This is a genomic window from Cytobacillus sp. BC1816, assembly GCF_051353635.1.
Lineage (GTDB): Bacteria > Bacillota > Bacilli > Bacillales > Cytobacillaceae > Cytobacillus > Cytobacillus oceanisediminis_C.
Genome location: NZ_CP195611.1, coordinates 3854789 through 3878942 on the forward strand (window position 1 = coordinate 3854789; position 24154 = coordinate 3878942).

26 protein-coding genes and 1 riboswitch are annotated in these 24154 nt (G+C 40.1%); of the genes, 2 read left to right on the forward strand and 24 right to left on the reverse strand.

Features of this window, described 5'->3' with window-relative positions; all coding sequences use genetic code 11:
• Positions 1 to 32: 32 nt before the first annotated feature.
• From ACR42H_RS19620 to ACR42H_RS19640, 5 genes are all read right to left on the reverse strand, one after another.
• Positions 33 to 491, reverse strand: a complete 459-nt coding sequence (locus ACR42H_RS19620) for a YpbF family protein (RefSeq protein WP_113884497.1) — start codon at positions 489 to 491, stop codon at positions 33 to 35.
• 92 nt (positions 492 to 583) lie between these two features.
• Complete coding sequence (locus tag ACR42H_RS19625) at positions 584 to 1318, reverse strand: LysM peptidoglycan-binding domain-containing protein (RefSeq protein ID WP_113884496.1); 735 nt, start codon at positions 1316 to 1318, stop codon at positions 584 to 586.
• A gap of 55 nt (positions 1319 to 1373) precedes the next feature.
• Positions 1374 to 1997: a CPBP family intramembrane glutamic endopeptidase gene (locus ACR42H_RS19630; RefSeq protein WP_436372732.1), complete on the reverse strand. Its 624-nt coding sequence runs from the start codon at positions 1995 to 1997 to the stop codon at positions 1374 to 1376.
• A 6-nt stretch (positions 1998 to 2003) separates the two neighbouring features.
• Positions 2004 to 3506 (reverse strand): RecQ family ATP-dependent DNA helicase, encoded by a 1503-nt coding sequence (locus ACR42H_RS19635; protein WP_436372734.1) that lies wholly within the window; start codon positions 3504 to 3506, stop codon positions 2004 to 2006.
• On the reverse strand, positions 3503 to 4561 hold the full coding sequence (locus ACR42H_RS19640; protein ID WP_436372737.1) for a helix-turn-helix domain-containing protein: 1059 nt from the start codon (positions 4559 to 4561) through the stop codon (positions 3503 to 3505). The genes ACR42H_RS19635 and ACR42H_RS19640 overlap by 4 nt, the downstream gene beginning before the upstream one ends.
• A gap of 260 nt (positions 4562 to 4821) precedes the next feature.
• On the opposite strand from ACR42H_RS19640, the gene ACR42H_RS19645 reads away from it, so the two are divergent.
• Positions 4822 to 5070 (forward strand): ferredoxin, encoded by a 249-nt coding sequence (locus ACR42H_RS19645; RefSeq protein WP_009332793.1) that lies wholly within the window; start codon positions 4822 to 4824, stop codon positions 5068 to 5070.
• A 145-nt stretch (positions 5071 to 5215) separates the two neighbouring features.
• On the opposite strand, the gene ACR42H_RS19650 is transcribed toward ACR42H_RS19645, so the two are convergent.
• The 19 genes from ACR42H_RS19650 to ACR42H_RS19740 form a co-directional block, all read right to left on the reverse strand.
• A complete protein-coding gene (locus ACR42H_RS19650) occupies positions 5216 to 5800 on the reverse strand; it encodes an ECF transporter S component (protein ID WP_113884492.1) in 585 nt (194 codons plus the stop codon).
• A 161-nt stretch (positions 5801 to 5961) separates the two neighbouring features.
• Positions 5962 to 6133: riboswitch (FMN riboswitch) on the reverse strand.
• Between the two features lie 155 nt (positions 6134 to 6288).
• Positions 6289 to 7101, reverse strand: coding sequence for a histidinol-phosphatase (locus tag ACR42H_RS19655; RefSeq protein ID WP_113884491.1), 813 nt, complete (start codon positions 7099 to 7101; stop codon positions 6289 to 6291).
• Between the two features lie 67 nt (positions 7102 to 7168).
• Positions 7169 to 8068, reverse strand: coding sequence for a LysM peptidoglycan-binding domain-containing protein (locus ACR42H_RS19660; RefSeq protein WP_436372740.1), 900 nt, complete (start codon positions 8066 to 8068; stop codon positions 7169 to 7171).
• A gap of 212 nt (positions 8069 to 8280) precedes the next feature.
• Complete coding sequence (locus tag ACR42H_RS19665; protein ID WP_436372742.1) at positions 8281 to 9540, reverse strand: hypothetical protein; 1260 nt, start codon at positions 9538 to 9540, stop codon at positions 8281 to 8283.
• Positions 9515 to 10066 (reverse strand): RNA polymerase sigma factor SigX, encoded by a 552-nt coding sequence (gene sigX / locus ACR42H_RS19670; RefSeq protein WP_113884488.1) that lies wholly within the window; start codon positions 10064 to 10066, stop codon positions 9515 to 9517. Before sigX ends, ACR42H_RS19665 begins: the two co-directional genes overlap by 26 nt.
• Before the next feature lie 254 nt (positions 10067 to 10320).
• Positions 10321 to 12105: an ATP-binding protein gene (locus ACR42H_RS19675; RefSeq protein WP_113884487.1), complete on the reverse strand. Its 1785-nt coding sequence runs from the start codon at positions 12103 to 12105 to the stop codon at positions 10321 to 10323.
• Positions 12102 to 12818 (reverse strand): response regulator transcription factor, encoded by a 717-nt coding sequence (locus ACR42H_RS19680; protein ID WP_113884486.1) that lies wholly within the window; start codon positions 12816 to 12818, stop codon positions 12102 to 12104. The genes ACR42H_RS19675 and ACR42H_RS19680 overlap by 4 nt, the downstream gene beginning before the upstream one ends.
• A gap of 260 nt (positions 12819 to 13078) precedes the next feature.
• Entirely contained in the window at positions 13079 to 14260 is a 1182-nt protein-coding gene (gene ccsB, locus ACR42H_RS19685; RefSeq protein WP_436372746.1) for a c-type cytochrome biogenesis protein CcsB, read from the reverse strand.
• Positions 14261 to 14272: 12 nt separating this feature from the next.
• Positions 14273 to 15904: a cytochrome c biogenesis protein ResB gene (resB, locus tag ACR42H_RS19690; protein ID WP_113884484.1), complete on the reverse strand. Its 1632-nt coding sequence runs from the start codon at positions 15902 to 15904 to the stop codon at positions 14273 to 14275.
• Positions 15905 to 15923: 19 nt separating this feature from the next.
• Positions 15924 to 16448 carry a thiol-disulfide oxidoreductase ResA gene (gene resA / locus ACR42H_RS19695; protein ID WP_113884483.1) on the reverse strand — a complete coding sequence of 175 codons (525 nt, stop codon included), beginning with the start codon at positions 16446 to 16448 and terminating at the stop codon, positions 15924 to 15926.
• A 186-nt stretch (positions 16449 to 16634) separates the two neighbouring features.
• Positions 16635 to 17360 (reverse strand): 23S rRNA pseudouridine(2605) synthase RluB, encoded by a 726-nt coding sequence (rluB, locus tag ACR42H_RS19700; RefSeq protein WP_113884482.1) that lies wholly within the window; start codon positions 17358 to 17360, stop codon positions 16635 to 16637.
• A gap of 454 nt (positions 17361 to 17814) precedes the next feature.
• Positions 17815 to 18351 (reverse strand): spore maturation protein, encoded by a 537-nt coding sequence (locus ACR42H_RS19705; RefSeq protein ID WP_113884481.1) that lies wholly within the window; start codon positions 18349 to 18351, stop codon positions 17815 to 17817.
• Positions 18352 to 18358: 7 nt separating this feature from the next.
• The gene (locus ACR42H_RS19710) at positions 18359 to 18946 is read right to left on the reverse strand and encodes a nucleoside recognition domain-containing protein (RefSeq protein ID WP_113884480.1); all 588 of its coding nucleotides are present in this window, start codon (positions 18944 to 18946) and stop codon (positions 18359 to 18361) included.
• A complete protein-coding gene (locus ACR42H_RS19715; RefSeq protein WP_436372750.1) occupies positions 18939 to 20090 on the reverse strand; it encodes a D-alanyl-D-alanine carboxypeptidase family protein in 1152 nt (383 codons plus the stop codon). Before ACR42H_RS19715 ends, ACR42H_RS19710 begins: the two co-directional genes overlap by 8 nt.
• A gap of 222 nt (positions 20091 to 20312) precedes the next feature.
• Positions 20313 to 21203, reverse strand: a complete 891-nt coding sequence (locus ACR42H_RS19720; protein ID WP_113884478.1) for a superoxide dismutase — start codon at positions 21201 to 21203, stop codon at positions 20313 to 20315.
• A gap of 190 nt (positions 21204 to 21393) precedes the next feature.
• On the reverse strand, positions 21394 to 21882 hold the full coding sequence (locus ACR42H_RS19725) for a YpuI family protein (RefSeq protein ID WP_113884477.1): 489 nt from the start codon (positions 21880 to 21882) through the stop codon (positions 21394 to 21396).
• Between the two features lie 31 nt (positions 21883 to 21913).
• Positions 21914 to 22333: a hypothetical protein gene (locus ACR42H_RS19730; protein WP_113884476.1), complete on the reverse strand. Its 420-nt coding sequence runs from the start codon at positions 22331 to 22333 to the stop codon at positions 21914 to 21916.
• Positions 22334 to 22450: 117 nt separating this feature from the next.
• Complete coding sequence (gene scpB, locus ACR42H_RS19735; protein WP_113884475.1) at positions 22451 to 23038, reverse strand: SMC-Scp complex subunit ScpB; 588 nt, start codon at positions 23036 to 23038, stop codon at positions 22451 to 22453.
• Position 23039: 1 nt separating this feature from the next.
• On the reverse strand, positions 23040 to 23801 hold the full coding sequence (locus tag ACR42H_RS19740) for a segregation/condensation protein A (protein WP_113884474.1): 762 nt from the start codon (positions 23799 to 23801) through the stop codon (positions 23040 to 23042).
• A 210-nt stretch (positions 23802 to 24011) separates the two neighbouring features.
• Here ACR42H_RS19740 and ACR42H_RS19745 point away from each other — a divergent pair, with 210 nt between their 5' ends.
• A complete protein-coding gene (locus tag ACR42H_RS19745; protein ID WP_113884473.1) occupies positions 24012 to 24110 on the forward strand; it encodes a YjcZ family sporulation protein in 99 nt (32 codons plus the stop codon).
• The last annotated feature ends 44 nt before the right edge of the window (positions 24111 to 24154 follow it).

The window sequence follows — 24154 nt, forward strand, 5'->3', positions numbered from 1 at the left end:
GAGGGCTGCTTCTTTTTCCATTTACTGTGGTGTCATTTATTCTCATGATAAAGATTTATATCATAATTTTTTTTCATCATTTCGAAAACGGTATGGCGGTTTTTCCATTCATCTTCTTTTTTCCATAGGTCTTTGCTCTTATCTATTATTTCACACCTTAGAGCATGAAATTCTTTTTCCGCTTTTTCTCTTTTTTCCCTCAGAAGATTCATAAGCCCGTATAGGCCTACCGTAAAAACGAGCAAATAAAAATTAGATGACTTACTGACAAAAGCCGAAAACATGGAAGCAAACGAGTAAGAGTAGGGCTGCATGACACTTTTGTAAATATAAAAAAAGAATAAAAAAGAAATAAAAACAGTTGCCCACATGGCAATTAAATGCCATGACTTGAATCGATTAAATTTTTGCTTTCTCTCTACCACTTTCTCAAGCATTTTCCTTGTAGCCTGATCTGTACGATCGTCAAGCATTCTAATCGGCGATTCCAAAAGTCTCCCTCCCTTTCTCAATAATGTATGAGCTTGTACATTATTATATGACTAAGAAAGAGAGAGCGCAGCCTCATCTGTTTCCGCTCCTTCTATTGCTCAAGCGGAATCTTTAATACCTGGCCAGTTTGTATTTCATTCGACGGCAAATTGTTGGCTTGCTTTATTTTTTCAATTCCTGATTGGGATTTATAATAGGTCATGGCAATTCTAAAGATTGTTTCCTTTGGTTTGACGGTATGGTAAACAACTTTGCCTTCCGTTTTTAATTCTTCCTGTTCCTGTGTCCCGGCAGTTTTGGAAGAGTCTGTACTTTCTGGAGCGGTTTGCTGGGCTTGCTTATTGGAATTGGGTTCAGATCCTTTATCTTCTGTATCAGTCGTTTGAGGGGCCTGTTTTTCCTGCTGGACTTTGGCATCTTCTTTTTCCTGAACGCCCTCAGCTTTTTCAGGTTTTGCAGGTTCCTCGGATTCCGGCTCTTCTCTTACTTCTATAGTTGTCCCTTTACCTTCATCATTTGTGGCAAAAACGACCGTTTCAGAACCGGTTTCTTCAATTTCTGCATTTAACCCGGCATTGATGCTTTTATCACTACTTACATATTGATATATACTGAAAATGGTGATGGGCAGAAGGATAAAAAATAAAGCAAGCAAGCGAATAACAGGGTATTTAACCTTCCATTTACTCTTTTTTCTTTTTTCATGATGAACACGGCTCCGTGGCGGCAAAGCGGATTTTTGCCCGCTGTAATCCGTTTCCTGTTTTCGCTCGATCTTCTTACGGAGTCTTTCAGCTTGATCTCTATATGGGTCTTCTTTATTCATGTTTCATCCCTTCCTGTAATAAAAAAATCATAAGAAGTATATTTGGGTGCTGCTGTTAATGATCGTTAAATGCATTCTCCTCTTCCGCTTTCCTTTTAGTTTTTTTCAGGTAGCGTTTTCGAATAAGAATACCAAGAAGAAAGTCAATCAGAAAATGCATAACAATCGTAACAAGCAAATTATTGGTTATATGATAAATATAACCTATTAAAAAGCTTAATGTAATAATATTTACAAACAAAAACCAATTAAAAAGATATCGATAATGAACAAGCGCAAAAATAAGGCTGGAAACGGCAAGGCCGAAATGGGTCTGAATGACTCCCCTGAATAGAAGTTCTTCACTAAACGCAACCACAGCAGCAATAAAAGCAATTTGAATAAAACCGCGTCTCTGGAAGATTTTCTCATTTAATCCTCCATCATCATATAACACTTCAGGAATAACCTTCATTAAGACGATATCAATCAGGACAACTGCCGTTCCTACTGTCGCTCCAATTACAAGAATGTTTATATCATTGAATTCAAAAAGAGCTTGGAACTCCTCAAAACTATTAAAAAATATTATACTCAGAATCAAAGAAATGGATAAAATAAGCACCTGAGTAAGATAAAGATGGAATAATAGTTCCTTGTCCGTCAATTCCTTAATGATGTCCGCGTATCTTTTCCTCATTTTGGTTCACTCACTTGGAATCAGGAGGTATTCCAGATGATTTTTCCAATCATACAGCGGGCTTTCCTGATTATCTGAATTTGTATTTCTTGTGAAATTTCCCAATTGTAAACCGCAAATATCGCAGCAGGATGGGACTGAGGCATTTTTTCCCTCATCAAAGTAGGAAAGTATATTCTCTCTCCGACATGTCTTCTTGTGGATCCACTTATATACTTCCTCAATGCTATCCCTTTTTAATTTGATCCTGCCTTCATAATACCCCTTCATATCCTGCAGAATCCTTCTGTAATCGAGTCCAGATTTGCTTTTCCTATCAAAAAAATCATTAAAAATTCTCCACTGAACATCGGTCAAACCCGAACGCTGCTTAATTTGCTCTTCAAATAGACCGATATTCGGGATCGCATTTGGGTTTACTTCTACCCATTCCATAATCCAATCAATTTGTGCTTTGTCAGGCAATTCACTTTCTGCAAGCTGTATGGGAAGCTGCTCATCACCCGGTGAATAGAGCATAATGGCTATACTTTGCTTCCCATCTCTCCCTGCCCGGCCAATTTCCTGCAAATAGGATTCAATTTGAAGAGGCATATGAAAGTGTATTACATACCTGATATTATCTTTATTAATCCCCATGCCAAAGGCGCTTGTAGCACAAATAAGATCGAGCTGTCCATGAATAAATTGCTGCTGCACAAGGATACGGCTTTCCTGGTCCATTCCCCCATGGTAAGCCATCACTCTTTTTGCTCCTTTGTCCCTAAGCAGCTCAGCTGATTGTTCCGCCTTTTTTTTGCTGGAAAAATAAATAATTCCTGGCCCCTTAAGGATTTCAGCAAGCTCCACAAGCCTCTCTGTTTTTTCACGGAAATTGTCTAACCTTTCTACAGATAATGCAATATTAGGACGGTCAACGGAGTATATAAATTCACTGCAATCATCCAGTATGCCAAGTGATTTTTTTATATCGCCTTTAACTTCAGAGGTAGCTGTAGCAGTTAATGCCAGTGTAACCGGGTTCCCTATAATTTTTCTGACTTCCCCCAGCTTTAAATAATCGGGCCTGAAATCATATCCCCATTGGGAAATACAATGAGCTTCATCCACAACAAATAAAGCAATGCGCAATTTTTTCAACTGTGATAGTAATGACTCATAATAAAGCATTTCTGGTGAAATAAAGATAAACTTATATTGATTCAGATGAATCAATGCCTGTTTCTTTTCTGCGCTGGTTAAAAAGGAATTGAATGCAATCACCTTTTTTTCTCCATTCATCATAAGCTGTTCAGCCTGATCCTGCATCAGGGACAGCAAAGGAGATATAATAATCACCTGACCTTCAATCACATATCCCGGCAGCTGATAACAAAGGGATTTACCAGTTCCTGTAGGCAGCATGGCAACAGTATTCCTCCCTGAAAGCACAGATTCTATGATCTCCTTTTGTCCAGGCCTGAAGGCAGGATATCCAAATTTGCTCTGCAATACCGCTTCTAATCTCATTGTCCCTCTCCAAGCTTTGCCATGACTAATCTGATTTCAAAATAATCGGATTCCGGCACCATTTGACGTATTTGCTTTAATTGCAATGAATCAGCACTGTTCGCTGCTTGAAGAATCAATTTCTGCTTCTTTTCTGAAACATAACTTGTGATATTAAAGCCGCTGTCATTTAACGCTATCTCCACAACATGATCCTCAATTGTGCTTTTTTTCAAATTTCTCGTTTTTGCTATAACATCCAAGTTCAGTCCCTGTTTTAGAAGTGTGTATGTTTTTTGGGCAGACAACGTTAACTGAACTTCATTTCCTGTCCCGCTCACTAATTTATCGATAAGCGGATATTCGGCAGGATTTTCTTTTACGCTTGCAAGGATATGATGAATGGCTCCAAGGAACTGATGGTGATAATAATCATGACTGATTCCCAGCTGTTCTGAAGTCTGAACAGCAGTAAGGCCAATACGGTTATAGCCTGTCAGCCTCAATGTCAGTACAGCAGGATTAATATCACTTAGTCTTTCAAGGCACTGGCAAAGTTCCCTGTTTAGCACAACTCCTACTTCATTGCGGGCGAATCCAGATGTTCTCAAAAAATATTTCAGCCATTCATGAACATCTCTTTTTCTTTGAATCGGAAGGTATTTTACATTGTTATTATTTAAATGTGATATAACCTGAATTAAAAGAGTAATCCTCTCCCAAAACAGGTCGCCTGCACTATGATACAGCCATCCGTTTAATGAAGACGGTATTGGACATTCTAAAAGAGACCTTCCCAGCTCTTCCTGACCCTCTGAAGTCAAAATGAAATGCTTTTCATCAGTTGGAGCCATCAAGCAGCTGCTTACAAGTTCTTGTGCAAGTTGATCCAGAACATCCCGGCTTAAACTTCCAAATGTTCTAAAAAGCGGGGTTAGCTGAAATAAATGAGCATCTTGAATGGTTTGGGAAGATTTTTTCCCATTGAGCAAATGTAAAATAGAATATATAGTTCTTTGTCCCTGTAACTCTTTAACACAGTACATGATTACAGTTTTCAAATAAGATCTTTCCATTTTTTTCACCTAACGGCCAAAGATTTTTTTCTTGTTTTAATAAGCTTGTTGTCCTTCTTCCATTTTATCATGAAAGAAATCTGCAGGCCGTTTTAATTATTTTTCCACAGGGCAAATTATGCCTAAACCCTTGTGTGATAAGCATTCTCAATACATTTTCTATTGAAAAGTTGAACATTCAGTTTTACAATAGATGTGAGGAATGTGTTACCATCATCTTGATGGACGATTAATTGTTTAAATCTTGGGAGGTTTTTTTCATGGCAAAGTATACAATTGTTGACAAAGAAACATGTATTGCATGTGGAGCTTGCGGCGCAGCTGCACCGGACATTTATGATTATGATGATGAAGGCATCGCTTTCGTTACCCTTGATGATAACCAGGGTATCGTTGAAATTCCTGATGTATTAGTTGATGATATGATGGATGCATTTGAAGGCTGCCCAACCGATTCAATCAAAGTAGCTGATGATGCTTTTGATGGCGATCCGCTTAAATACGAATAATCCTTCAACCATACTTTACCCTATGTTAAGCTGCTGCTCCCTTTCATCATGAAAGGGAGTTTTTTATATTTACATTTAACAAGCATGCTTGGAGTGAACAGAAAAAGCAGCGGCACATTTGCCGCTGCTTTAAACTTATATATTATTAAGCTGCGCTTTTTATAACAGCCTGCTTCTCCACCCAAGTTCTCATGCGTGTAAAAATAAGCATGAAAACAAAAGAAATGATTACACCTTTTATAATATTGAATGGCAAGATCCCTGTCACAATCATTGTTCTCATTTCAGGTGCTGACATTGCAGGGAAATTAAGAAAGAATGTATATGCCGGCAGAATTACAAGGTAATTAAGTACACTCATTATGACAGCCATAACCATTGTGCCGATTACAAGTCCAAACGTCATGCCTTTTTTTGTTTTCAGCTTACTGTACACATAATAAGTTGGCAGGACGAACAAGATGCCAGCGGCAAAGTTTGCAATATGTCCTACAGGTACTCCTGTTGCACTCCCTGTCATGAAGTAATCAAGAATATTCTTAATAAGTTCCACTAAAATCCCTGCTGCTGGACCAAAGATTAACGCTGCGATTAATGCAGGAATATCGCTGAAGTCAATCATCAGAAATTGCGGAAACGGCGGGATTGGAAAATTGAGCAGCATTAATACGTAAGAGATGCTGCTTAGCATTCCGATGGCAACCATAGTTTTGATATTAAGTTTTTTCAAGTTCCTCTCTCCTTTTTAGGACTATCTCTCCTAAAGAAGAAAGGTTCAGCTAAGCAAATATCTTTGCAATAAATAACCCTCAAGCTAATATAGCTTGAGGGAGAGTTGCAAAGGCATGCTTAATAACGTTCAAAACCTGCATTTTTGAACGTTTGCAGAACCTCCATCTTCTCCCATCCAGACTGTACTGTCGGCTTTGGAATCGCACCAAATCCTGCCCAAATTAACCGCAAAGCTTTTAATTTAAAAACTCTGCTTTCAGGCTCGCGGGCTTAGAGTCAAGAATAACCCATCACCGCCGGTCGGGAATTTCACCCTGCCCCGAAGATAGACCGTATTTATTTATACAGATTAATTATACTGAAAAAAAGTTATTCTGTGAAGGGATATGTTTACCTGTCAGGTTTAGAGAATCTTTCTATCCAAGAACCTTTACAGATTTTTATTGATATAACAAAAAAAGACGGCGATATGCCATCTTTTTTATTTTATCCAAGCGGAAATTCTTTTCTTTCTCCTTTTGAGAAAGTCATGATGGACTGATACCCCACTTCTCTTGCAAGATCAATTGCTTTTTCAAAATCTGCACCTACATGTTCAGGAAAGTGCGCATCAGACGATAGAACAATCGGGATATTTTTTTCATAGCATTTCTGAAGAAGTCGTTTGTCCGGGTATAGTTCCCCCACTGGTTTTCGCAGACCAGCTGTACTGATTTCAACACATGTCTTGGATTCTGCCAGCGCGTTGGCTGCACGATCATATTGCTCCAGCAAAAATTCTTCGTCCCGGGGAACATACTTAAAAATTTTCACGAGGTCTAAATGGCCAACAATATCGAATAAATTTGACTGTGCCAGAGTGACTACCTGATCAAAGTACTTTCGATATACTTCGTATAGATCCCGTTTATCCCATTCTTTCCTAAATTCAGCCAGGTCTATGCCGAAATCTCCAACCCAATGAATGGATCCGATAACATAGTCAAAAGAATAACTATTGATAAACTTCGCCATTTCATCGTGTTTGCCGGGCGTGTAGTCCATTTCAATTGACATCTTCACATCTATGTCATTGCTCCAAGCTTCATGAAAAACATTCACATAGTCTTTCATATCATAAAAACGCCTTTCGTTTACCCATGGATTCTGCAGGATGTCTGCTGTCTGATAGAAATGATAGGCATGCTCTGAGATTCCAAAAGATTCAATCCCTTTCCGGGCTGCCGCATCTGTGAATTTTTTTAAATAATCCAGGCTTAACGTGCCATTTTCGAGATGATTATGATAGTCTGTAAGCATTTCTTAACTCCCCCAGTTTTTTACCCATTATACTTTAAGGGAGTAAAGCGGTGCAATCATTTCTATTCTATTTTTTGCGAATGATTAGAATTTGTCCAATTTTTATAGTATCTGAATCAGCATTATTTAAGTCTTTGATTGTTTCTGCAGTTGTATCATGCATTTTTGCTATAGAAGTTAGAGTATCTCCCTGTTTAACAGTGTATTCTATAGAGTTCTCGGGTTTTATCAATAGCTTTTGACCTGAAATAATGTGATCAGGATTAATATTATTTAAATCCGCAATATCCCCGGCCCGCAAATTATAGTGTGCAGCAATAGACCATAATGTTTCCCCTGTTTTAACTATATGGTAAGTTTCCACGGAATCATTTTTTATTTTCCCTGACTCAAGATTAGACGGCGGTGCTGAAACTTCACGCGCATTTTCATCTTTCATCACTGCAATTACAGCTTGTCCAACTTCTCCCGTCCCAAATGCAACAGAGGGATCAATTGCATTTATTTTATCAGCTGTCCATGCCTGCGTATGTATTTCAAAATGGAGATGCACTCCTGAGGAGTCACCCGTGCTTCCCATCAGTCCGATTTTCTGTCCCTGCACAACTTTTTCGCCTTCAGAAGAAAAGCGTTTATCCAGATGGGCGTATACTGTTTCAGTTTGGTTGTTATGTTTAATGAATATCACATTTCCATATGTTTGGGAATGATAAGACCTGGACACAATTCCTGCGTCAACAGCATAAACTGGAGACCCGGAATCTCCAGCTATATCGATGCCTTTATGCTGTCCTTCTCTTGTCCCAAACGTGTCTGTAATTACACCATCTGCAGGCCATACCCAAAGCTCTGTCAGTTCCGGAATTATTGGCTCGGCAGCTTTAGAATGCTTCCCACCCAGAAATAACAGACTCACACAAAGAGCCATTATTCCTGCGATAAAGAAACGCCTTATGTAATCCTTCATTCTTTTCCTCCTATGTTGTAAGCTGAAATATCTGTACGAATGCCTGGTCATTGACCGCACTCTCTTCCACCCTATGACAGCTTGTACTCTTTTAGAACAATTAACAATAAAGCTCTTAAAAGCACAGTTATTAGTATACTTCCAGCAGTATAGTTTTTATGCAGACCTGAGGGATTTTTTCCATAAAAAAAGACAGCCATATGGCCGCCTCCCTAATTTGGCAAATCTCGTTTATTAGCTGCTATTGGTACCTTTAATTCTTCAGTAAGGTCAAACTTGCCGATTTTATCAACATCTGCATTTTCCAATTTAACCGTGTCAAAATCAAAGTCTTTTGCCGTCAGAAGTATTGCTTCAATCGCATGAAGTGTTGATTCATCATTAATTATTTCTGATTCATTATTAAAACGGATTAAGAGTTTGCCATCCTGTATTTCTTCTGTTTCAAAATCAATGTCTTCCGGTATGGATGCCTGTAAATTATTTTCAGTCCGGTTTTTCTTCATGGCTAGTAGAGCATCTTTTATAGAATTGAGCTCTTCTCTTAGCGGGACCAGGAATGGTGTTGAATCTGCGCCATTTGGATATAAGAAATAATAAATTAAGTTACCATTGCTATTTTCCGGGATAAATTCCTTCCTATATCCGTAATGGCTAAATTCAATGCCGATTTCCCCTTCAGTCATGAAGTTAATCTTTTCTATATCAAGATTATTCATTATATTGGACAAGACCTTCTCTAATAGTATTTCTGTCGTGGAAGACATGCTATATGGATGATCCGCTGGCATATCGACAGTTAACATCTTATTTCCCTGATCATAGGTGAAATTTGCTTTCAGAGGATAGTAATCCTCTAAACCCCATTTATCTTCGGTTAGCCTGCTCATCGTGTCTTCAAATAATTCAAATTTCGTCCTGGCAGGATTTTCATCAACTAAAACACTGACGGGTACAATATTTTGTGCTGCCTTATCTGGAATCGCATAAGTCAGTACCTCTTTCCCTGCCAAATCTTCTTCATAAACGGCAGTAGGACTTGATTCTGACTCAACTGTCTTCTTGCTTATCTCATCATTTATTTCCGCTTCCGGCTCAGTAAACAGCTGTGCCTGGTCCTGTTCTTCTGAGCCTTTATCTTGAGCAATTAATTCGGAGTCTTCCTCTTTCGCTTCCAGAATAGTGTTATTTTCACTTGCTATTTGTTCAGATGAGGTTGATCGGTCCGCTTTCAATTCGACCTGCTTATCGGCAGACTCCTGCCAGCTCATAAGGTTTGGGACGAGAATAAAAAGCAGGAGCAAGGCAGCAGCCGCTGCAATAGATGGCAGGATCCATGTTCTGTTTTTTTGCTTTCCCATCTTAATTTCGATAGCTTGATAAATGTCTCTCGGATCACGATCATCTTTAATTTTAGGCAGCTGGTTCAGCAATTCCTGAAGCTGCTCATCGCTCCACTTTGATTCCTTCATTATCCATTCCCTCCTTTACCTTAAAATCTTCCATATGTTTTTTAAGCACCTTTAAAGCACGATGCTGGGTTGTTTTAACCTTGCTTTCGGTCCAGCCAAGTGAATCAGCTGTTTCATTAATGCTGAGTTCATGTATATATCTCATAATTATGACAAGCCTCTGGTCAATGGTGCATAAATCCAGACAGCGATAGATCAGCTGAATTTCTTCTCTTTGCACGGCAATTTCTTCCGGCAAGGGCAGAACATCCTTTACCTCCTGAGTTGACCAGTCAAATTTCTCCATAATCCTTTGCTTCCAGCCCTTTTGCTTGCGAAAAGAATCTATGGCAACATTCCGCGCAATTGAAAAGAGCCATGTTTTTTCGCTGCTTTTCCCTTCAAACTTTTCATATGATTTTAATACTCTTATATAGACTTCCTGGACTAAATCCTCAGCCAGTTCCTTGTTTTTGACCATATAAAAAAGAAATTGAAAAACGTCCTGATGGTATTTTTTATAAAGTTCATCAAAAACGGAGTCCATGGATTCCCCTCCCCGTTCAATAAAATAGTCGTTCTCTCTTTAAAAAAAGTTACAGTTTAACTATATTATTATTTTGCAGAAAAGCGCAAGAGGCTGTTTGGGTGAGGGATTACTCCCTGCCATCAAAAACGCCCGGCCCATTGCTTAGAACTATATTTCAAAAAAAAAGGGAAGGAAACATTATGCATCTCCTTCCCTAAGCCTATAATAAATTGTTTCCCGTGTATCAAGAACAATCGCCACATTTCTCGTCTTTATCCTTCATTTCGAGGGATAAAGATTGAAAATGTCGTACCGTGTCCGGTCTTGCTTTGAACGGTAATATGGCCTTTATGAGCTTCAATTATATTTTTTGCAATTGCAAGGCCAAGGCCAGTTCCAGATCGGCCCCTCGTTCTTGCTTTGTCCGCTTTGTAAAAGCGTTCAAATACAAATGGCAGGTCCTCTTCGGGAATCCCTGAGCCAGAATCTTTCACTTCTATAAACAGTCCCCGTTCATCACTTCTTTCGAGCACTTTTACCTCACCATTGTGAGGGGTATGCCGGATGGCATTATCAATCAGATTAGTCATGACCTGTTCAATTCTGTCCGGATCAATTTGAATAGGGACACCCTTGCTTTGCAGATCATGTTCCAGACTAATTTCCTTCTCTTTTGCCAGCCCCTGAAACTTCCTGATAATTCTTTGCAGATAGGAATTCACTTCAGTTTCTTCCATTGTCAGCTGAATATGTCCGGCTTCCATTCTGGCAAGATCCAGCAATTCATTCACAAGCCGGCCCATTCTTAGAGACTCATCATAAATGACACTTGCCATCTCTTTTTTCTCTTCGTCCGTTCCGGCAATATCATCGACAATCGCTTCACTATACCCCTGCATCATAGAAATCGGCGTCCTTAATTCATGAGAAACATTCGCTATAAAATCGTTCCGGAGCTTATCAAGCTTACGCTCTTCCGTCATGTCCCTGATAACCGCAACCGCTCCTCTTATATATTTATTATTATAAAGAGGGCTGACGATTATCACCCAGGAACGTCCTTGTATAGAGATTTCGCCAATCTGCTCTTTCTCGGTATTTACAGCAAGCTGGAAAAGCTCCATGACTTTGGATGGCACTTCCTCTGTATTATTCTCAATGTCATCCAGTTCATAAAACCAGCTTTGCAAAAACCGCTCTGCAGGAGGATTTGTGATGAGGATCGTGCCATCGCGGTTGAAGGTGATTACCCCATCAGCCATCCCGCTTAGAATGCTTGCCAGCTGTTCCTTTTCCTGGCTTAGAGCATTCATATTGAATTTCAGCTGTCTGCCCATCTGATTAAAAGCCATGGCTAATTCGCCAACTTCATCATTAGTCAGAATCGGAACCTTTGTATCGAATTTTCCTCTTGCTACCTCAAAGGCAGCTTCTTTCATTTTTCTGAGCGGAGCATTAATTCTTGTAGATAAGAAAAATGCAAAGATGGTTGTTAAAATAATGGCAACTCCTGCAGCCAGCAAAATAAACTTAGTCGTAGAACGCAGTGTTTCATGCATAACTTCAATGGATTGATAAATAAAGACGGCCCCATTGCTGCTGTCACCTTCGAGAGGGACCCCAATTATAAGAATATTGCTGTCATCATCTGCGGCTACATCTGTATACTCAGGGTTAACGGATGTTACTTTTTTTACAGTCTTACCTTCCGTTAGGACTTCTTTTAAATCATCTTCCTCGGTGAGGTAAGAGATGGGGAGTTTTAATGAACCTGTATGATTTGGAGAATAGTAGTACTCTTTCGGCGAATTAATAATGACTACTTTTGTTACATCGTCGACAAGTTCCCAGGAAATCTCCAAACCGACTTCACGATTATGCTCTTTTAAAATTCTGGTTATTTTATGGGCCGTATTCGATAATCCTTTTTCTGTTTCATTTATATGGTAATTTTCAAAAAACTCAAGCAGCATGACTGTTAAAATCAGCAGTACAAAGGAAACTAATAAAAGAATTGTGCCCCATAGTTTACCTGCAACACTCCGAAAGAGCATCATTCATTAATAACCTCGAACTTGTAGCCCACTCCCCAAACAGTGACAATCATTCTGGCAGCCTGCTCAGAAACTTTATTTAATTTTTCACGCAAGCGCTTCACATGTGTATCAACTGTTCTTAAATCTCCGAAAAATTCATAGTGCCAAACTTCCTTAAGCAGCTGTTCCCTGTCAAAAACCTTTTCCGGTGCCTTTGCCAGGAAATAGAGAAGTTCATATTCCTTTGGCGTTAAACTGACTTCTTTCCCATCAGCCAACACTTTGTGAGCATCATTATCGATCGTTAGATGAGGAAAAACAATTACATCTTTTGCTGTTGTTTCTGTTTGAAGGTAGGTAGTTTTAGAAGACCTGCGCAATAATGCCTTCACTCTCAGTACTACTTCCCTTGGGCTGAAGGGCTTTACAATGTAATCATCTGTGCCCACTTCAAACCCCTGTACGCGGTTAACTTCTTCCCCTTTGGCTGTCAGCATGATCACAGGAGTAGCTTTTTTCTCTCTCAGCTCTCTGCAGACTTCAATGCCGTCTTTGCCTGGCATCATTAAATCCAAAAGGATGACATCGTAATCATTTGCCAGAGCTTTTGACAAAGCCTGGTTTCCATTTTCCGCTTCATCAATCGAATAATTTTCACGCTCAAGGTACATCTTTAATAAACGGCGGATTCTTTCTTCATCATCCACTAGTAAAATTTTTACTTGGTTTTCCATTTTTCCAATCCCCCTAACGTTCAATAGAAATGGCTCTTCTCAAAATTTATTATAGCTAAAGAATTCTCCGCTGCAGCTCAGCAAACCCACAGGGCTGCCGGGAGCCCCTTTGACGTTCTGCGCCTGCGGGGTCATTCCTGGTGCGCTACTCCCGTAGGACGTTGGTGAAACATAGTATATTTAGAGCAGAAAACCATAGAAAGAATTATAGCTTTAATTAAAGCCTTCACTGCTGTGAAGTGAAGGCTTGTATGTGTTCGTTATGATCCGGCGTAGGAGTGCAATCCTGCAATGACCAGGTTTACCGCAACCAGGTTAAACATGATAATGATAAAGCCGATTACTGCAAGCCACGCAGACTTTTCACCATGCCAGCCCTTTGAAAGGCGAAGGTGAAGATAGGCAGCATAAAAAAGAAAGGTAATAAGTGCCCATACTTCCTTTGGATCCCATCCCCAGAAACGAGTCCAGGCTATTTGTGCCCATATCATGGCAAATATCAACGCTCCGAGCGTAAATACCGGAAATCCGATTAATACAGAACGGTAGCCGATCTCATCAACCAAATCCAGATTAATATTTTTTGCAAGCGGCTGAAGTGCAGCTCCAACTCTTTTTCGGAGAATCAATCTTAAAGCAAGATATAGAATGATACCTGAAGCCAATGACCATATAACTGTATTTAATTTTTTTGCATTAATAATTGCAGGCATTTCCGCCAGCGGTTCAAATTTCCCTTCCGTAATCAGCTTTGCTTCGTTAGGACCAGTTAAAGCAGGCATATGATACTCAAGGACATCTTCCTGTCCGTTCTTATCAACCCAGTTAAATTCTGCCTTGTAGCCGGAAACTGAAAAGCTTGAGCTTATAATAATAAAGCCAAGCGTACAAACTAAGCCAAACATAACGGCTTCTAGCCAGAATCTCTGTTTGCTTTGCTTAGACTGATCGACTGATTTAACCAAATAGATAATTCCTGCAGCAAAGCTTACAGCTAATATAGCCTGTCCAACTGCTGCAGTTGTAACGTGAATATGAAGCCAATCACTCTGCAAAGCCGGGATCAGTGGTGAAACTTCACGCGGAAACATACTTGCATAAGCGATCATTAGCACAGCAACAGGAAGCGTAAAGACTCCTAAGATAGGTGTTTTATAAATTAAGTAAATCACTATAAAAGCACCTACAAGCGACATTCCAAAGAATGTTGTAAATTCAAATAAATTGCTGACAGGCGCATGCCCGGCTGCAATCCATCTTGTAATAAAGTAGCCCAACTGTGCTCCAAACCCGATAATGGTAATCCATAATCCGATTGCCGCCCACTTGTTTGGCCCTTTGTTTGTATTTTTCTTATCCTTTATGGAGCCAGCAAAAAAGACAGTAGCAATTAAATAGAGGATAAAAGCTGTGTATAGTAAATTGCTGCTTATTGTAACCACTCAGATTCCTCCTTAGCCTTTCTTTTCACTTTGATTTTGCAGCTGGTCTTCCGGTACCTTAATTCCGGTTCCGTCCAATGCTGCCTCTATTTCCCTTTTAAGTCCATGCCAGTTTTTGTTAGTGTGTCCGGCTACCCATACTTCTCCATTGACACGGCGAAGCCAGATTCTTCGATGGTTCCAATAAGACCCCTGTGCAACACCTATCATGAAAATAACACCGCCCAAAGCGATAATCCATAGGGTCAAATCTTTTCGGACAGTCAGAGCCGATACATTTTTAGTATCTATGCCTTTAAATGCCATCTTATATTCATTATCACCAAAAGGTTCAATTGTCTGTCTGATTGCAACGAAACTAATTTCGCCATCCGGCTTATCCGGAGTAAACATTTTGAAAACGAAGGCAGGATTATTAGGAACTCTGGACTTTGTTATCGGCTCCCCATTTTCATCAAATTCAAAATCGGGAAAATAACTGACAACTTCAGCTTTATAGCCATTTCCAAGATCATATACATCCTGAGGATCGTTCAGGTCGACTGTTAAATCACCATATTCTTCACCCGTTTTTTTATTTGTCAGGGCAAAGGACATTTTGTTAAGCTCATTAAGCTTATAATCTACTTGGTATAATGCAAATTTTTCAAACTTCAGAGGTTTATTTACCTTAATTTCAAAGTCCTTAACTTTCTCGAGATCAGCCTCTTCCCCCGCAACTGTATCTCCCTGTTTTTTATAAAGAGTTACATTGGACTGATAATTCTTTGCTACCATCCCTGCTTTATCAATCGCTTCTTCAAACACTTCTTTATCTTTCTCTTTATCGTACATTTCAAGGATGAAGCCATCATTTTTAAGGTAGTATTCTCCATTGGTTTCAGGAATGACCTTTGTCTCGCCTTCCCGGATCCAAAGTATTTTGTCAACGTACATGCCTGGTACAAAACGCAGCATTCCGCCGATTAAAAATATGATAAGCCCTACATGGTTAACGTATGGGCCCCACCTTGAAAAACGTCCCTTCTCGGCAAGGATGTTTCCATTCTCTTCTCTGATGCTGTATTTTTTGGATTTTAACTTTTCTTTTGCCATAGTAAATGCCTGATCAGTGGCTTCTGGCTGTGAAACCCCAAAAACCCGCTGGCGCTGGAGATAGCTTTCATGACGGCTTACCCTCTGTTTTTTTAGAGCCCTGTACAAAGGAATAACCCTATCCAGACTGCATATCACAAGCGATATGCCGATTGAGGCAATCAAAATCAAATACCACCATGAGCTGTAAAGGTTATGAAACCCTAAATCATAGTATAATTTACCTATCCAGCCATATTGATCTTCGTAATATTCTTCAGCAGGCATGATCGGCGGAATATACATTTCCTGAGGCAGAATTGTTCCAAGGGCAGAAGCAATCAGCGTTATGACAATCAGCCAGACTCCAACCTTTACAGATGAAAAGAAATTCCAGATTTTATCAATTATCGTTTTGTTATAGGTTTGCGAACGGCGTGCACTTCCTTCATACCGCATATCCAGAAGTTTCTTATCTTTTTCTTTTTCTTCCAATACCTTGCCGCATGACTCACATAAAATCGTACCGATGGGGTTTACATGGCCGCAGTCGCATTTTACTTCTTTCATATATAAAACTCCCCGTAACTTATGGTTTAATCTGTTCCATATAGTTCTTGATCGTATCTTCAGTCATCTCTCCTGTAATATACTTGACTACCTTCCCGTCTTTATCGATAAGGAAAGTTGCAGGAAGAGGATTAATCCCGTAAGCTGATTGGACCTGGGTATTCTTATCAATGACAATCGGGAACGATAAATCGTAACGCTCAGAAAATTTATTTACTGCCAAATCTGTTTCTCCTACATTGACAGCCAAAACCTGAACACCCTCATCTTTAAATTGCTTGTATTGGTTGTTCATATATGGCATTTCTTTCTCACAGGGCTTGCACCATGTCCCCCAAAAGTTCAGGAAAACACCCTGCCCTTCATAATCTGATAACCGGTGTTTATTTCCATCCATGTCTGTCAAAACGAAATCAGGTGCCTTTTCTCCTACGGCAACCTTTTGAATCTTGTCTTTCGTAAAATTAGCGTATAGCGTATATGCCACGGCAGCACCAAGGACAAGCAATATGATTGTTCTCATTACCAGACGCTGCTTCTTCATAAAAAACTTCCCTCCTAAGGCATCCTTTTCAGATAAAAATCGTACCTTGAACAAGTTAATATGTAACATATGGAAAATGAATTGAGCCTCATAGCTGTTTACTATTATAGCATTTTTCATCATACCTATATTGTTAACAAATTATCGTAACTGTGACACTTCTATGAATTTTTTGTGCTCACCTCATTATTTCTTCTTCATAGCAAGTGCCCGCAGCTGTTTAACTTCATGGGCCGTAAGTTCTCTCGCATCTCCCGCTGACAAACCCTGCAAAGTAAGATAGCCGTATCTCTCCCTCTTCAGTTTCAGAACGGGATGGCCAATGGCTTCAAACATCCTTCTAACCTGGCGATTGCGTCCTTCATGGATGCTGATTTCCACTATGGCTGTCTGTTTTTTCTTATCCATTGATAAAAGTTTGGTTTTCGCAGGCGCTGTTTTTCCATCTTCGAGGACCACACCTCTTTGAAGGCTTCTCATGCTTTCTTTCGAAGGGATGCCTTTGACCTTGGCAACGTAGACTTTTTCAATCTCATTGCTTGGGTGCATTAAAAGATTTGCAAACTCCCCGTCATTGGTAAGAATGAGAATTCCGGATGTATCGTAATCCAGTCTTCCAACAGGGTAAATTCTTTGTTTGATTCCCATAAAGAAATCCGTGACGACTTTTCTGCCTTTATCATCCGAAACGGCAGAAATTACGCCTCTTGGCTTATAGAGAAGGAAATAAACGGGCTCCTCTCTCTCAACTGGAATTCCATCCACTTCAATCCGATCTGAAGGAGAGACCTTAACTCCCAGCTCCTTCACTGTTTTTCCATTAACCTTTACACGGCCTTCAGCCATTAGCTCTTCCGCTTTTCTTCTCGAAGCAAACCCAGCATGGGCAATAACCTTCTGCAATCTTTCCATATATGTCACCTCAAAGTTTTATTAACAGTATTTCATACTTTTTCACTCCTACTGAATTATGACATAATTCGTCAAGTTTTCAAAGCAAACCATAGTTAAAACAGCTTGCATCAGAAATAGTCTGTAATTACTGAATGTTGGAATTTAGATAAAAATAAAAAAAGACACCTAATTAGGTACCTTTTTTTAATAGAATGTTTTGTTTTTAAACTGATGTCCGTTGATTTCCGCTGCGGGCACTCAGCGAACCCGCAGGGATGAACGAAAGCCTCCTCCGCTGGATATTGAATTTGCTTCTGTGAATACACCGTACGAAGAATGCGTATGCATTTCGAGGATCAAGTGCTCTCCGCTCCAATCAGCTCAGTGATTAAACTTCGATTGCAGCTAAATAGCAGTAACCTGAATCGTCGTTAAGCCCCTATTTAAAATGCCTTTTATTTTCCATTCTGTTTTACATATTTCCAAAAACAATTGTCACGATCACTATGGAGGCAATGATGCCTGCCAAGTCGGCTAAGAGTCCGACTTTGAGGGCATCTCCCATTTTTTTGATTCCTACCGCCCCAAAGTAGACCGTCAGTACATAAAAAGTTGTATCTGTACTGCCCTGAAGCACTGAGGCAAGTCTGCCTATGAACGAGTCGGGCCCATGGACTGCAATTAAGTCACTGGTCATTCCCAGCGCTGCAGTTCCAGAAATAGGGCGAATGATAGCAAGGGGTACGATATCAGGAGGTACTCCAATGGCATTTAGTCCAGGCCTGATCAGATCCATAAAATACTCCAGAGCGCCGGAAGCCCTGAAGACCGATATGGCTACAAGCATGCCGACAAGAAACGGAATGATGGATACAGCAATTTTTATGCCTTCTTTTCCGCCTTCAGTAAAACTTTCATAGGTAGGAACTTTCTTAAAAGTTCCATATATTAATATAAAGCCTATTAAAATAGGAATTAACCAAAGGGAAACAGCTGACACAATCTCCATCCTAACCTCATCCTTTACGCGTTCTTCGGTAATAGAAATAACGATCAATCATTATTGCGGCCAATGTTGAGCAGAATGTAGCCACTAAAGTGGGACCTACAATATCGGTCGGCGAGGCGGAATTATAATTCATCCGTATTGCAATCACGGTTGTAGGGATTAAAGTAAGACTTGATGTATTGATGGCTAAAAAGGTAATCATAGAGCGGCTCGCTTCATTTTTGCCCCCATTCAATTGTTTCAGCTCTTCCATAGCTTTTATGCCAAGCGGGGTAGCTGCGTTTCCAAGACCGAACATATTGGCCATCATGTTTGACAGAATATATCCCATCGCCGGGTGATCACCGGGCACCTCTGGAAAAAGCCTTTTCACAACAGGCCTGAATAAGGAAGCAAGTTTTTTCAGCAATCCGGCATCCTCTGCGATTCTCATCATTCCCAGCCAAAAAACGAGTATGCTGATTAGACCGATGCATAACGTGACCGCTTCTTTTGCACCATTGAAAATGGCTTCGTTCACTTCGCTCATGGTGCCGTTTATCATGGCAAAGACAATGCCTATAGCGGTAAGCATCACCCAAATGATGTTAACCATTGATCTTCACTCCCGCAATGGAGGTAAAAAGGCCCTTAAAGTATTCTAAAAGCGATTTATCTTCTTTTGCTTTATCATGCCTGTAATATAAAGGAAGTTTTCTAACAGGCTTATCTTCAAAATACACTGTTGCCTGTCCTATGACTTCAGGCATTTTTCGGCTGTCTTCCCATTCTGTTTCAGGTTTCTGCAGCTTTATATTAATCTTAAACTTGTCTTTTTCCTCTTTTAAAACAGGGTAGTGGTAGGAATGCTTTAAATAAACTTTGCCTTTATAATACTCTTCATCAATATCTTCTATAATTCCCTCGGGCAAGACTTCCACAATATCATAGGTTTTAAAAGCGGTCTCATACATATTAATATGGTCATTCCAGTCATCGGGTCCGTTTAAGGTTACTGCAATCAGATTTAGGCTGCCTTTGGATGCTGTGGTAACAAGGGTTCTCTTTGCCCTTTTGGTATATCCTGTTTTTCCCCCGGTGCAATACTCATATAATTCAGTAAGGAGCCTATTTTTATTTTTCCACACCCTGTCCCAGCTTTCATTCGGGTTTGGCGCTCTGTGCACCTTTGTACCAGCAATCTTTTGGTAGGTCTCATTATTCATTGCATACCTGGTCAGCAAAGCCATATCATACGCGGTCGAATAATGATTTTCATGATCATCCAGACCATGAGGATTTGCGAAATGTGTGTTCTTCATGCCAATCTCTTCCGCCTTCTTATTCATTAAAAAGCCGAATCCTTCAAGACTTCCGCCAACATGCTCTGCGATTGCAACAGCAGAGTCATTGCCTGAACGAAGCATGAGTCCATAGACCAGATCTTCAAGCTTAATTTTTTCTCCTGCCTTTAGATAAATCGAGGAGCCTTCCGCTCTGACAGCACGATCACTAACTTTAACCATGTCGCCCATTTTCCCGGACTCTATAGCCAGAATTGCAGTCATGATTTTTGTAATGCTTGCTATTCTCCTCACTTCATTTGCATCTTTCTGGTAAAGGATTCGGCCAGAATCCTGCTCCATTAATATGGCACTCCGGGCACTTACTGAAACAGACGCTTCTGCCTTCTGAGAAATATTCATCATAATCAACGCGGTGGCCAAAACCATGGCCATCAGCCTTCTAAACCATTTCATTGCACAAAACCCCGTCTCCTTTGTGGAATGTCAAATTGAGCGAAATACAGGATCTCCCCGCAGGGAGGAGTTCCATGTTTTTCATTTATTTGTACAAGTTTATGCAGGACAAGTAGTGATATGACTATTAAGTTTACTTGTCTGGCGGCTTTGGAGAAGGCTCGTCCATCAAAAATGAAGGGAATACTCTTGGTACTCCCCTCCTACTTATTTCTGCTCCATTTAGAATGGCTTCCATTTTAACTCAGATGCTTTTAAATACCTGTCTTCTACATCCTTCCAGTTGACAACATTCCACCAATTTTTCACATAATCTCCGCGATTATTTTTATATTGCAGATAATAAGCATGTTCCCATACATCTAAAACCAGCAATGGTATCGTATCCCACTGGGTTAAAAGCATATGTCTTTCCGACTGAAGTATTTCGAGTCTGCGTGCTCTTGGCGACCAGACCAGGATTGCCCAGCCTACGCCTTCTACCTGTTTGGCTGCTTCAGTGAAATGGCTTTTGAACCTCTCAAAGCTCCCAAAGTATTTGTTAATTTCTTTGAGGAGTGCCCCAGAAGGTTTTCCTCCGCCCTCAGGGCTCATATTATTCCAGAATATCGTATGCAAATAATGGCCCGACCCATGAAAGGCGAGTTCACGGGACCAGTGTTTTACGAGACTGTAGTCATTATTGTCTCTCGCATTTTGAAGCATCACCTCTGCTTTATTCAATCCATCCACATAAGATTGATGATGCTTATCATGATGCAGTCTCATAATTTCACCAGAGATATGCGGTTCCAATGCACTGTAATCATAAGGGAGCGGAGGCAAAAAATGCTTACCAGCAGGGATGTACGGTTCATTGATATAGATATTTCCAAGCTGCTGTCTATTAGTAAAATAATTCTCCATATCGGAATGAAGAGTATCCACGTGTTCCTGCAGCTTTTCCAGGGCTTCTATATCGAGGGGGCCGTTTACTCCATCCATAATTTCGGTAAAATGGTCCAGCCTTTGCCATAGTTCATTGTTTTGTTCAACATCCTCCGAGTCTAAAAAATCTCTTAGCTCTTTGTTCCATTTTGTAACTTCCTTGATGTAATCTTCCATTTTACTCATAGAATCCCTCACTCACTTCTTTTTATAGCTCACTTTCTATTTGTATGAGAGGAAGTTTGTACGTTTTCCAAAGAAAATTGGAAACCAGCATATAAAGTGAAACTTCAATTAATGGGATTTTACTGCCCGCTAGACCTGCGGTAAACCCGCCCACAAAAAAAGAACAGCTGCCAGCTGTTCTTCAACATTCCTATTTTGATTGAATCATTTTTGTCCGGTAATCAGTTTCGTAATATTCAAGTTCCTCCCGAATCCGCTGGAACTCTCCTTCCAGCTGCCTGAACATTGTTTTTAGGCTGTCAGGAACTTCCTCATGGAATTGGATTGAGTTTTTTCCAGTATAGGCTGAACGGCTATTCTCAAACCAGGCATCATTTTTCGGAGAGAAAAACTCTTCAATGCATTGATGGTAAATCCGATATAACGTCTTTTCGGCAGCCCCCTTTTGGAAGGGGTCACTTTTTAAAATGATCGTGCAGGTATCAAGCCCTTCTTCACAATAAACAAGCAGTTTTCTGACATGTGAAAGAATGCTTTTATAATAATTCACATTTCCCTGCTTTTCTGTTTCAAGATCTTTAATCGTTGTATTATTTAAGAAATCTTCAAAAGCGGCAACGCTATTACCGAGGAAATTTTTCACATCTTCCATTTGTGATTTAACGATTGAATTCCCCATCCATTACACCCCCGTATTTGTACACTGGCTATTACTGCGGTTGAACAATAAAATCTAAAGGTGATCGCAGGTCAAAGGATTCTTTATTCTCCAGCGCTTCAAAAATGGAGGGAAGCTTGGAAAAGTCCAGATCCTGAAAATAGGATGCAAAATCAGCCTTTGAGTTAAGATAAATTCGTTTGCGATGCCTAAAACCCGGGTTCTTTAATAAACATGAAAGAGCAACAAGATCCTTGAACTGCACCTCTCTCGAACCAGCAATGAAGACTGGGTCCTGTTCATAGGGTGTGAACTCATTCATGGATTCATCAAAGAAACGGACATATAAAACGTGAAAAGTTTTCTCCTGCCCATCTTCTTCGAACACAATCTCGCTTCTGTTAAAAAAGTCTTCCGAAGTGTTCGGCTTTTCTTTTTCAAGCTCGTATCCTCTGCAATGTTTAATCAGCAAGCAAAACCCTCCTATTTCCCCCGATGGTTTTAAGATGATATGTATGACAGCTGTTTTAAGGAAAGGGAAAAATATAAATCTATTTTACCACACTTCCTATGTAATGTGTCAGAAAACTCAAGAATCTAGCTCCTGGAACTTCTCAAAGAATAAATCTGCCTCTTCCTGGAATGAATCCTCTTCTTCACTAATCTTATCCGGCAGCGGCGGAAGCTCTTCTATGCTTTTAAGACCAAAATAATCAAGGAATTCTTTAGTCGTTCCATACAGGTAGGCCCGCCCTGTTCCTTCTGCCCGTCCAACTTCTTTAATCAGTGCTTTTGCCGATAATGTCTGAAGAGGCCTCTCTGTCTTGACTCCCCTTATCTCTTCAATCTCTGTCCTTGTAATAGGCTGCCTGTAAGCAATGACTGCTAATGTCTCGAGTGCCGCCTGAGATAAGGAGGCGGAAGATGGAGATTCTACCAGCTTTTTTAAATACGAAGAAAACTCTTTTTTCGTAACCAGCTGAAAAGTCCCCGCCAGTTCAACCACCATAATTCCCCGGCTGCTATTGCCGTAGTCTTCAATAAGGCTGTCCATGATTTCACGGGCCTGAAGTTCTTCCACCTCCAGAACATGGGCAATTTGCTTTAAGGATAAGCCCTCATCACCGGCTGCAAACAGAAGGCTTTCAGCAATTCCTTTCCAATTAATAATCTCCATACTATTTGTCTCCTTCCATGGAAGCTACAAAGATATCCGAAAAGTTTCTGTCCTGCTCGACCAGTATTTCTTTACGCTTGATTAACTCCAGCACCGCCAGGAAAGTGACCACTATATGTTCTCTGTCTGATATTGGAAAAAGGTCGGTAAATTTTTTCCTCCCCTTAAAATTCCTTAACTGGTCCACAATTTCAGCCATCCGCTTCTCTATGGGAATCTCCTGACGTGCGACTTTCGCGGAAAGCGGCCTTTGCAGTTTCTTCCTTCTTAATAACTTTTGCAGAGCACCAAGCATATCATAAAGACTTACATTCAAATCAGCTTTTTCCTGCCGTGAATCATTCACATATTCTGAAAGGTCTGCAGGCGGCTTTGTATACATTAAACTTCTATCCTGCTCGCGCTCCTTAAGCTCTTCCGCAGCTTCCTTATACTTACGGTATTCAATCAGCCGTTCTACGAGTTCATCTCTTGGATCTTCCTCCATTTCCATTCCAAATTCATCCTCCAGCTCTTCCTCTTCATGCTTTGGCAGCAGCATTTTGCTTTTAATAGCCAGCAGTGTAGCTGCCATCACAAGATATTCGCTTGCTACGTCAAGCTGAAGCTCCTTCATTGTATGTATATAAATGAGGTATTGCTCAGTGATTTCTGATACAGGAATGTCATAGATATCGATTTCCAGCCGATTTATAAGATGAAGAAGAAGATCCAGCGGCCCCTCGAATGCATCTATTTTTACGTTATAATGATCATATTGCATAAATACCCACCAAATTTTCCTAATATAAATTCCCTTAAACTCCAAAAGACTATATCTAGTATAGATTATTCATTAATGTTATCCAATAGAAAAATAACCCTGATGTCCGGAATACCCCAATTTCATTTTCATATTTTTTTGATGCGCCCAATCAATCAGGCAATTGCCTACATACGATGTATGGAAATAAAGATACAGGAGGTATTTTATATGTCTAATGCTGGATTTGGAGATTGCGGAACCGGGTTTGCTTTAATTGTAGTGTTGTTCATCCTATTAATTATTGTAGGAGCTTCCTGGTGCTTCTAAATTGTTGCGTTTATACAGCAAAGCTTTGCTGGCTGACCTTTAAA

Coding starts and splice junctions, on each gene's coding strand:
- ACR42H_RS19625 (WP_113884496.1), bottom strand. CDS start 1,318: ATGAATAAAGAAGACCCATATAGAGATCAAGCTGAAAGACTCCGTAAG.
- ACR42H_RS19630 (WP_436372732.1), bottom strand. CDS start 1,997: ATGAGGAAAAGATACGCGGACATCATTAAGGAATTGACGGACAAGGAA.
- ACR42H_RS19635 (WP_436372734.1), bottom strand. CDS start 3,506: ATGAGATTAGAAGCGGTATTGCAGAGCAAATTTGGATATCCTGCCTTC.
- ACR42H_RS19640 (WP_436372737.1), bottom strand. CDS start 4,561: ATGGAAAGATCTTATTTGAAAACTGTAATCATGTACTGTGTTAAAGAG.
- ACR42H_RS19645 (WP_009332793.1), top strand. CDS start 4,822: ATGGCAAAGTATACAATTGTTGACAAAGAAACATGTATTGCATGTGGA.
- ACR42H_RS19655 (WP_113884491.1), bottom strand. CDS start 7,101: ATGCTTACAGACTATCATAATCATCTCGAAAATGGCACGTTAAGCCTG.
- ACR42H_RS19660 (WP_436372740.1), bottom strand. CDS start 8,068: ATGAAGGATTACATAAGGCGTTTCTTTATCGCAGGAATAATGGCTCTT.
- ACR42H_RS19665 (WP_436372742.1), bottom strand. CDS start 9,540: ATGAAGGAATCAAAGTGGAGCGATGAGCAGCTTCAGGAATTGCTGAAC.
- sigX (WP_113884488.1), bottom strand. CDS start 10,066: ATGGACTCCGTTTTTGATGAACTTTATAAAAAATACCATCAGGACGTT.
- ACR42H_RS19675 (WP_113884487.1), bottom strand. CDS start 12,105: ATGATGCTCTTTCGGAGTGTTGCAGGTAAACTATGGGGCACAATTCTT.
- ACR42H_RS19680 (WP_113884486.1), bottom strand. CDS start 12,818: ATGGAAAACCAAGTAAAAATTTTACTAGTGGATGATGAAGAAAGAATC.
- resB (WP_113884484.1), bottom strand. CDS start 15,904: ATGAAAGAAGTAAAATGCGACTGCGGCCATGTAAACCCCATCGGTACG.
- resA (WP_113884483.1), bottom strand. CDS start 16,448: ATGAAGAAGCAGCGTCTGGTAATGAGAACAATCATATTGCTTGTCCTT.
- rluB (WP_113884482.1), bottom strand. CDS start 17,360: ATGGAAAGATTGCAGAAGGTTATTGCCCATGCTGGGTTTGCTTCGAGA.
- ACR42H_RS19705 (WP_113884481.1), bottom strand. CDS start 18,351: ATGGAGATTGTGTCAGCTGTTTCCCTTTGGTTAATTCCTATTTTAATA.
- ACR42H_RS19710 (WP_113884480.1), bottom strand. CDS start 18,946: ATGGTTAACATCATTTGGGTGATGCTTACCGCTATAGGCATTGTCTTT.
- ACR42H_RS19715 (WP_436372750.1), bottom strand. CDS start 20,090: ATGAAATGGTTTAGAAGGCTGATGGCCATGGTTTTGGCCACCGCGTTG.
- ACR42H_RS19720 (WP_113884478.1), bottom strand. CDS start 21,203: ATGAGTAAAATGGAAGATTACATCAAGGAAGTTACAAAATGGAACAAA.
- ACR42H_RS19725 (WP_113884477.1), bottom strand. CDS start 21,882: ATGGGGAATTCAATCGTTAAATCACAAATGGAAGATGTGAAAAATTTC.
- scpB (WP_113884475.1), bottom strand. CDS start 23,038: ATGGAGATTATTAATTGGAAAGGAATTGCTGAAAGCCTTCTGTTTGCA.
- ACR42H_RS19740 (WP_113884474.1), bottom strand. CDS start 23,801: ATGCAATATGATCATTATAACGTAAAAATAGATGCATTCGAGGGGCCG.
- ACR42H_RS19745 (WP_113884473.1), top strand. CDS start 24,012: ATGTCTAATGCTGGATTTGGAGATTGCGGAACCGGGTTTGCTTTAATT.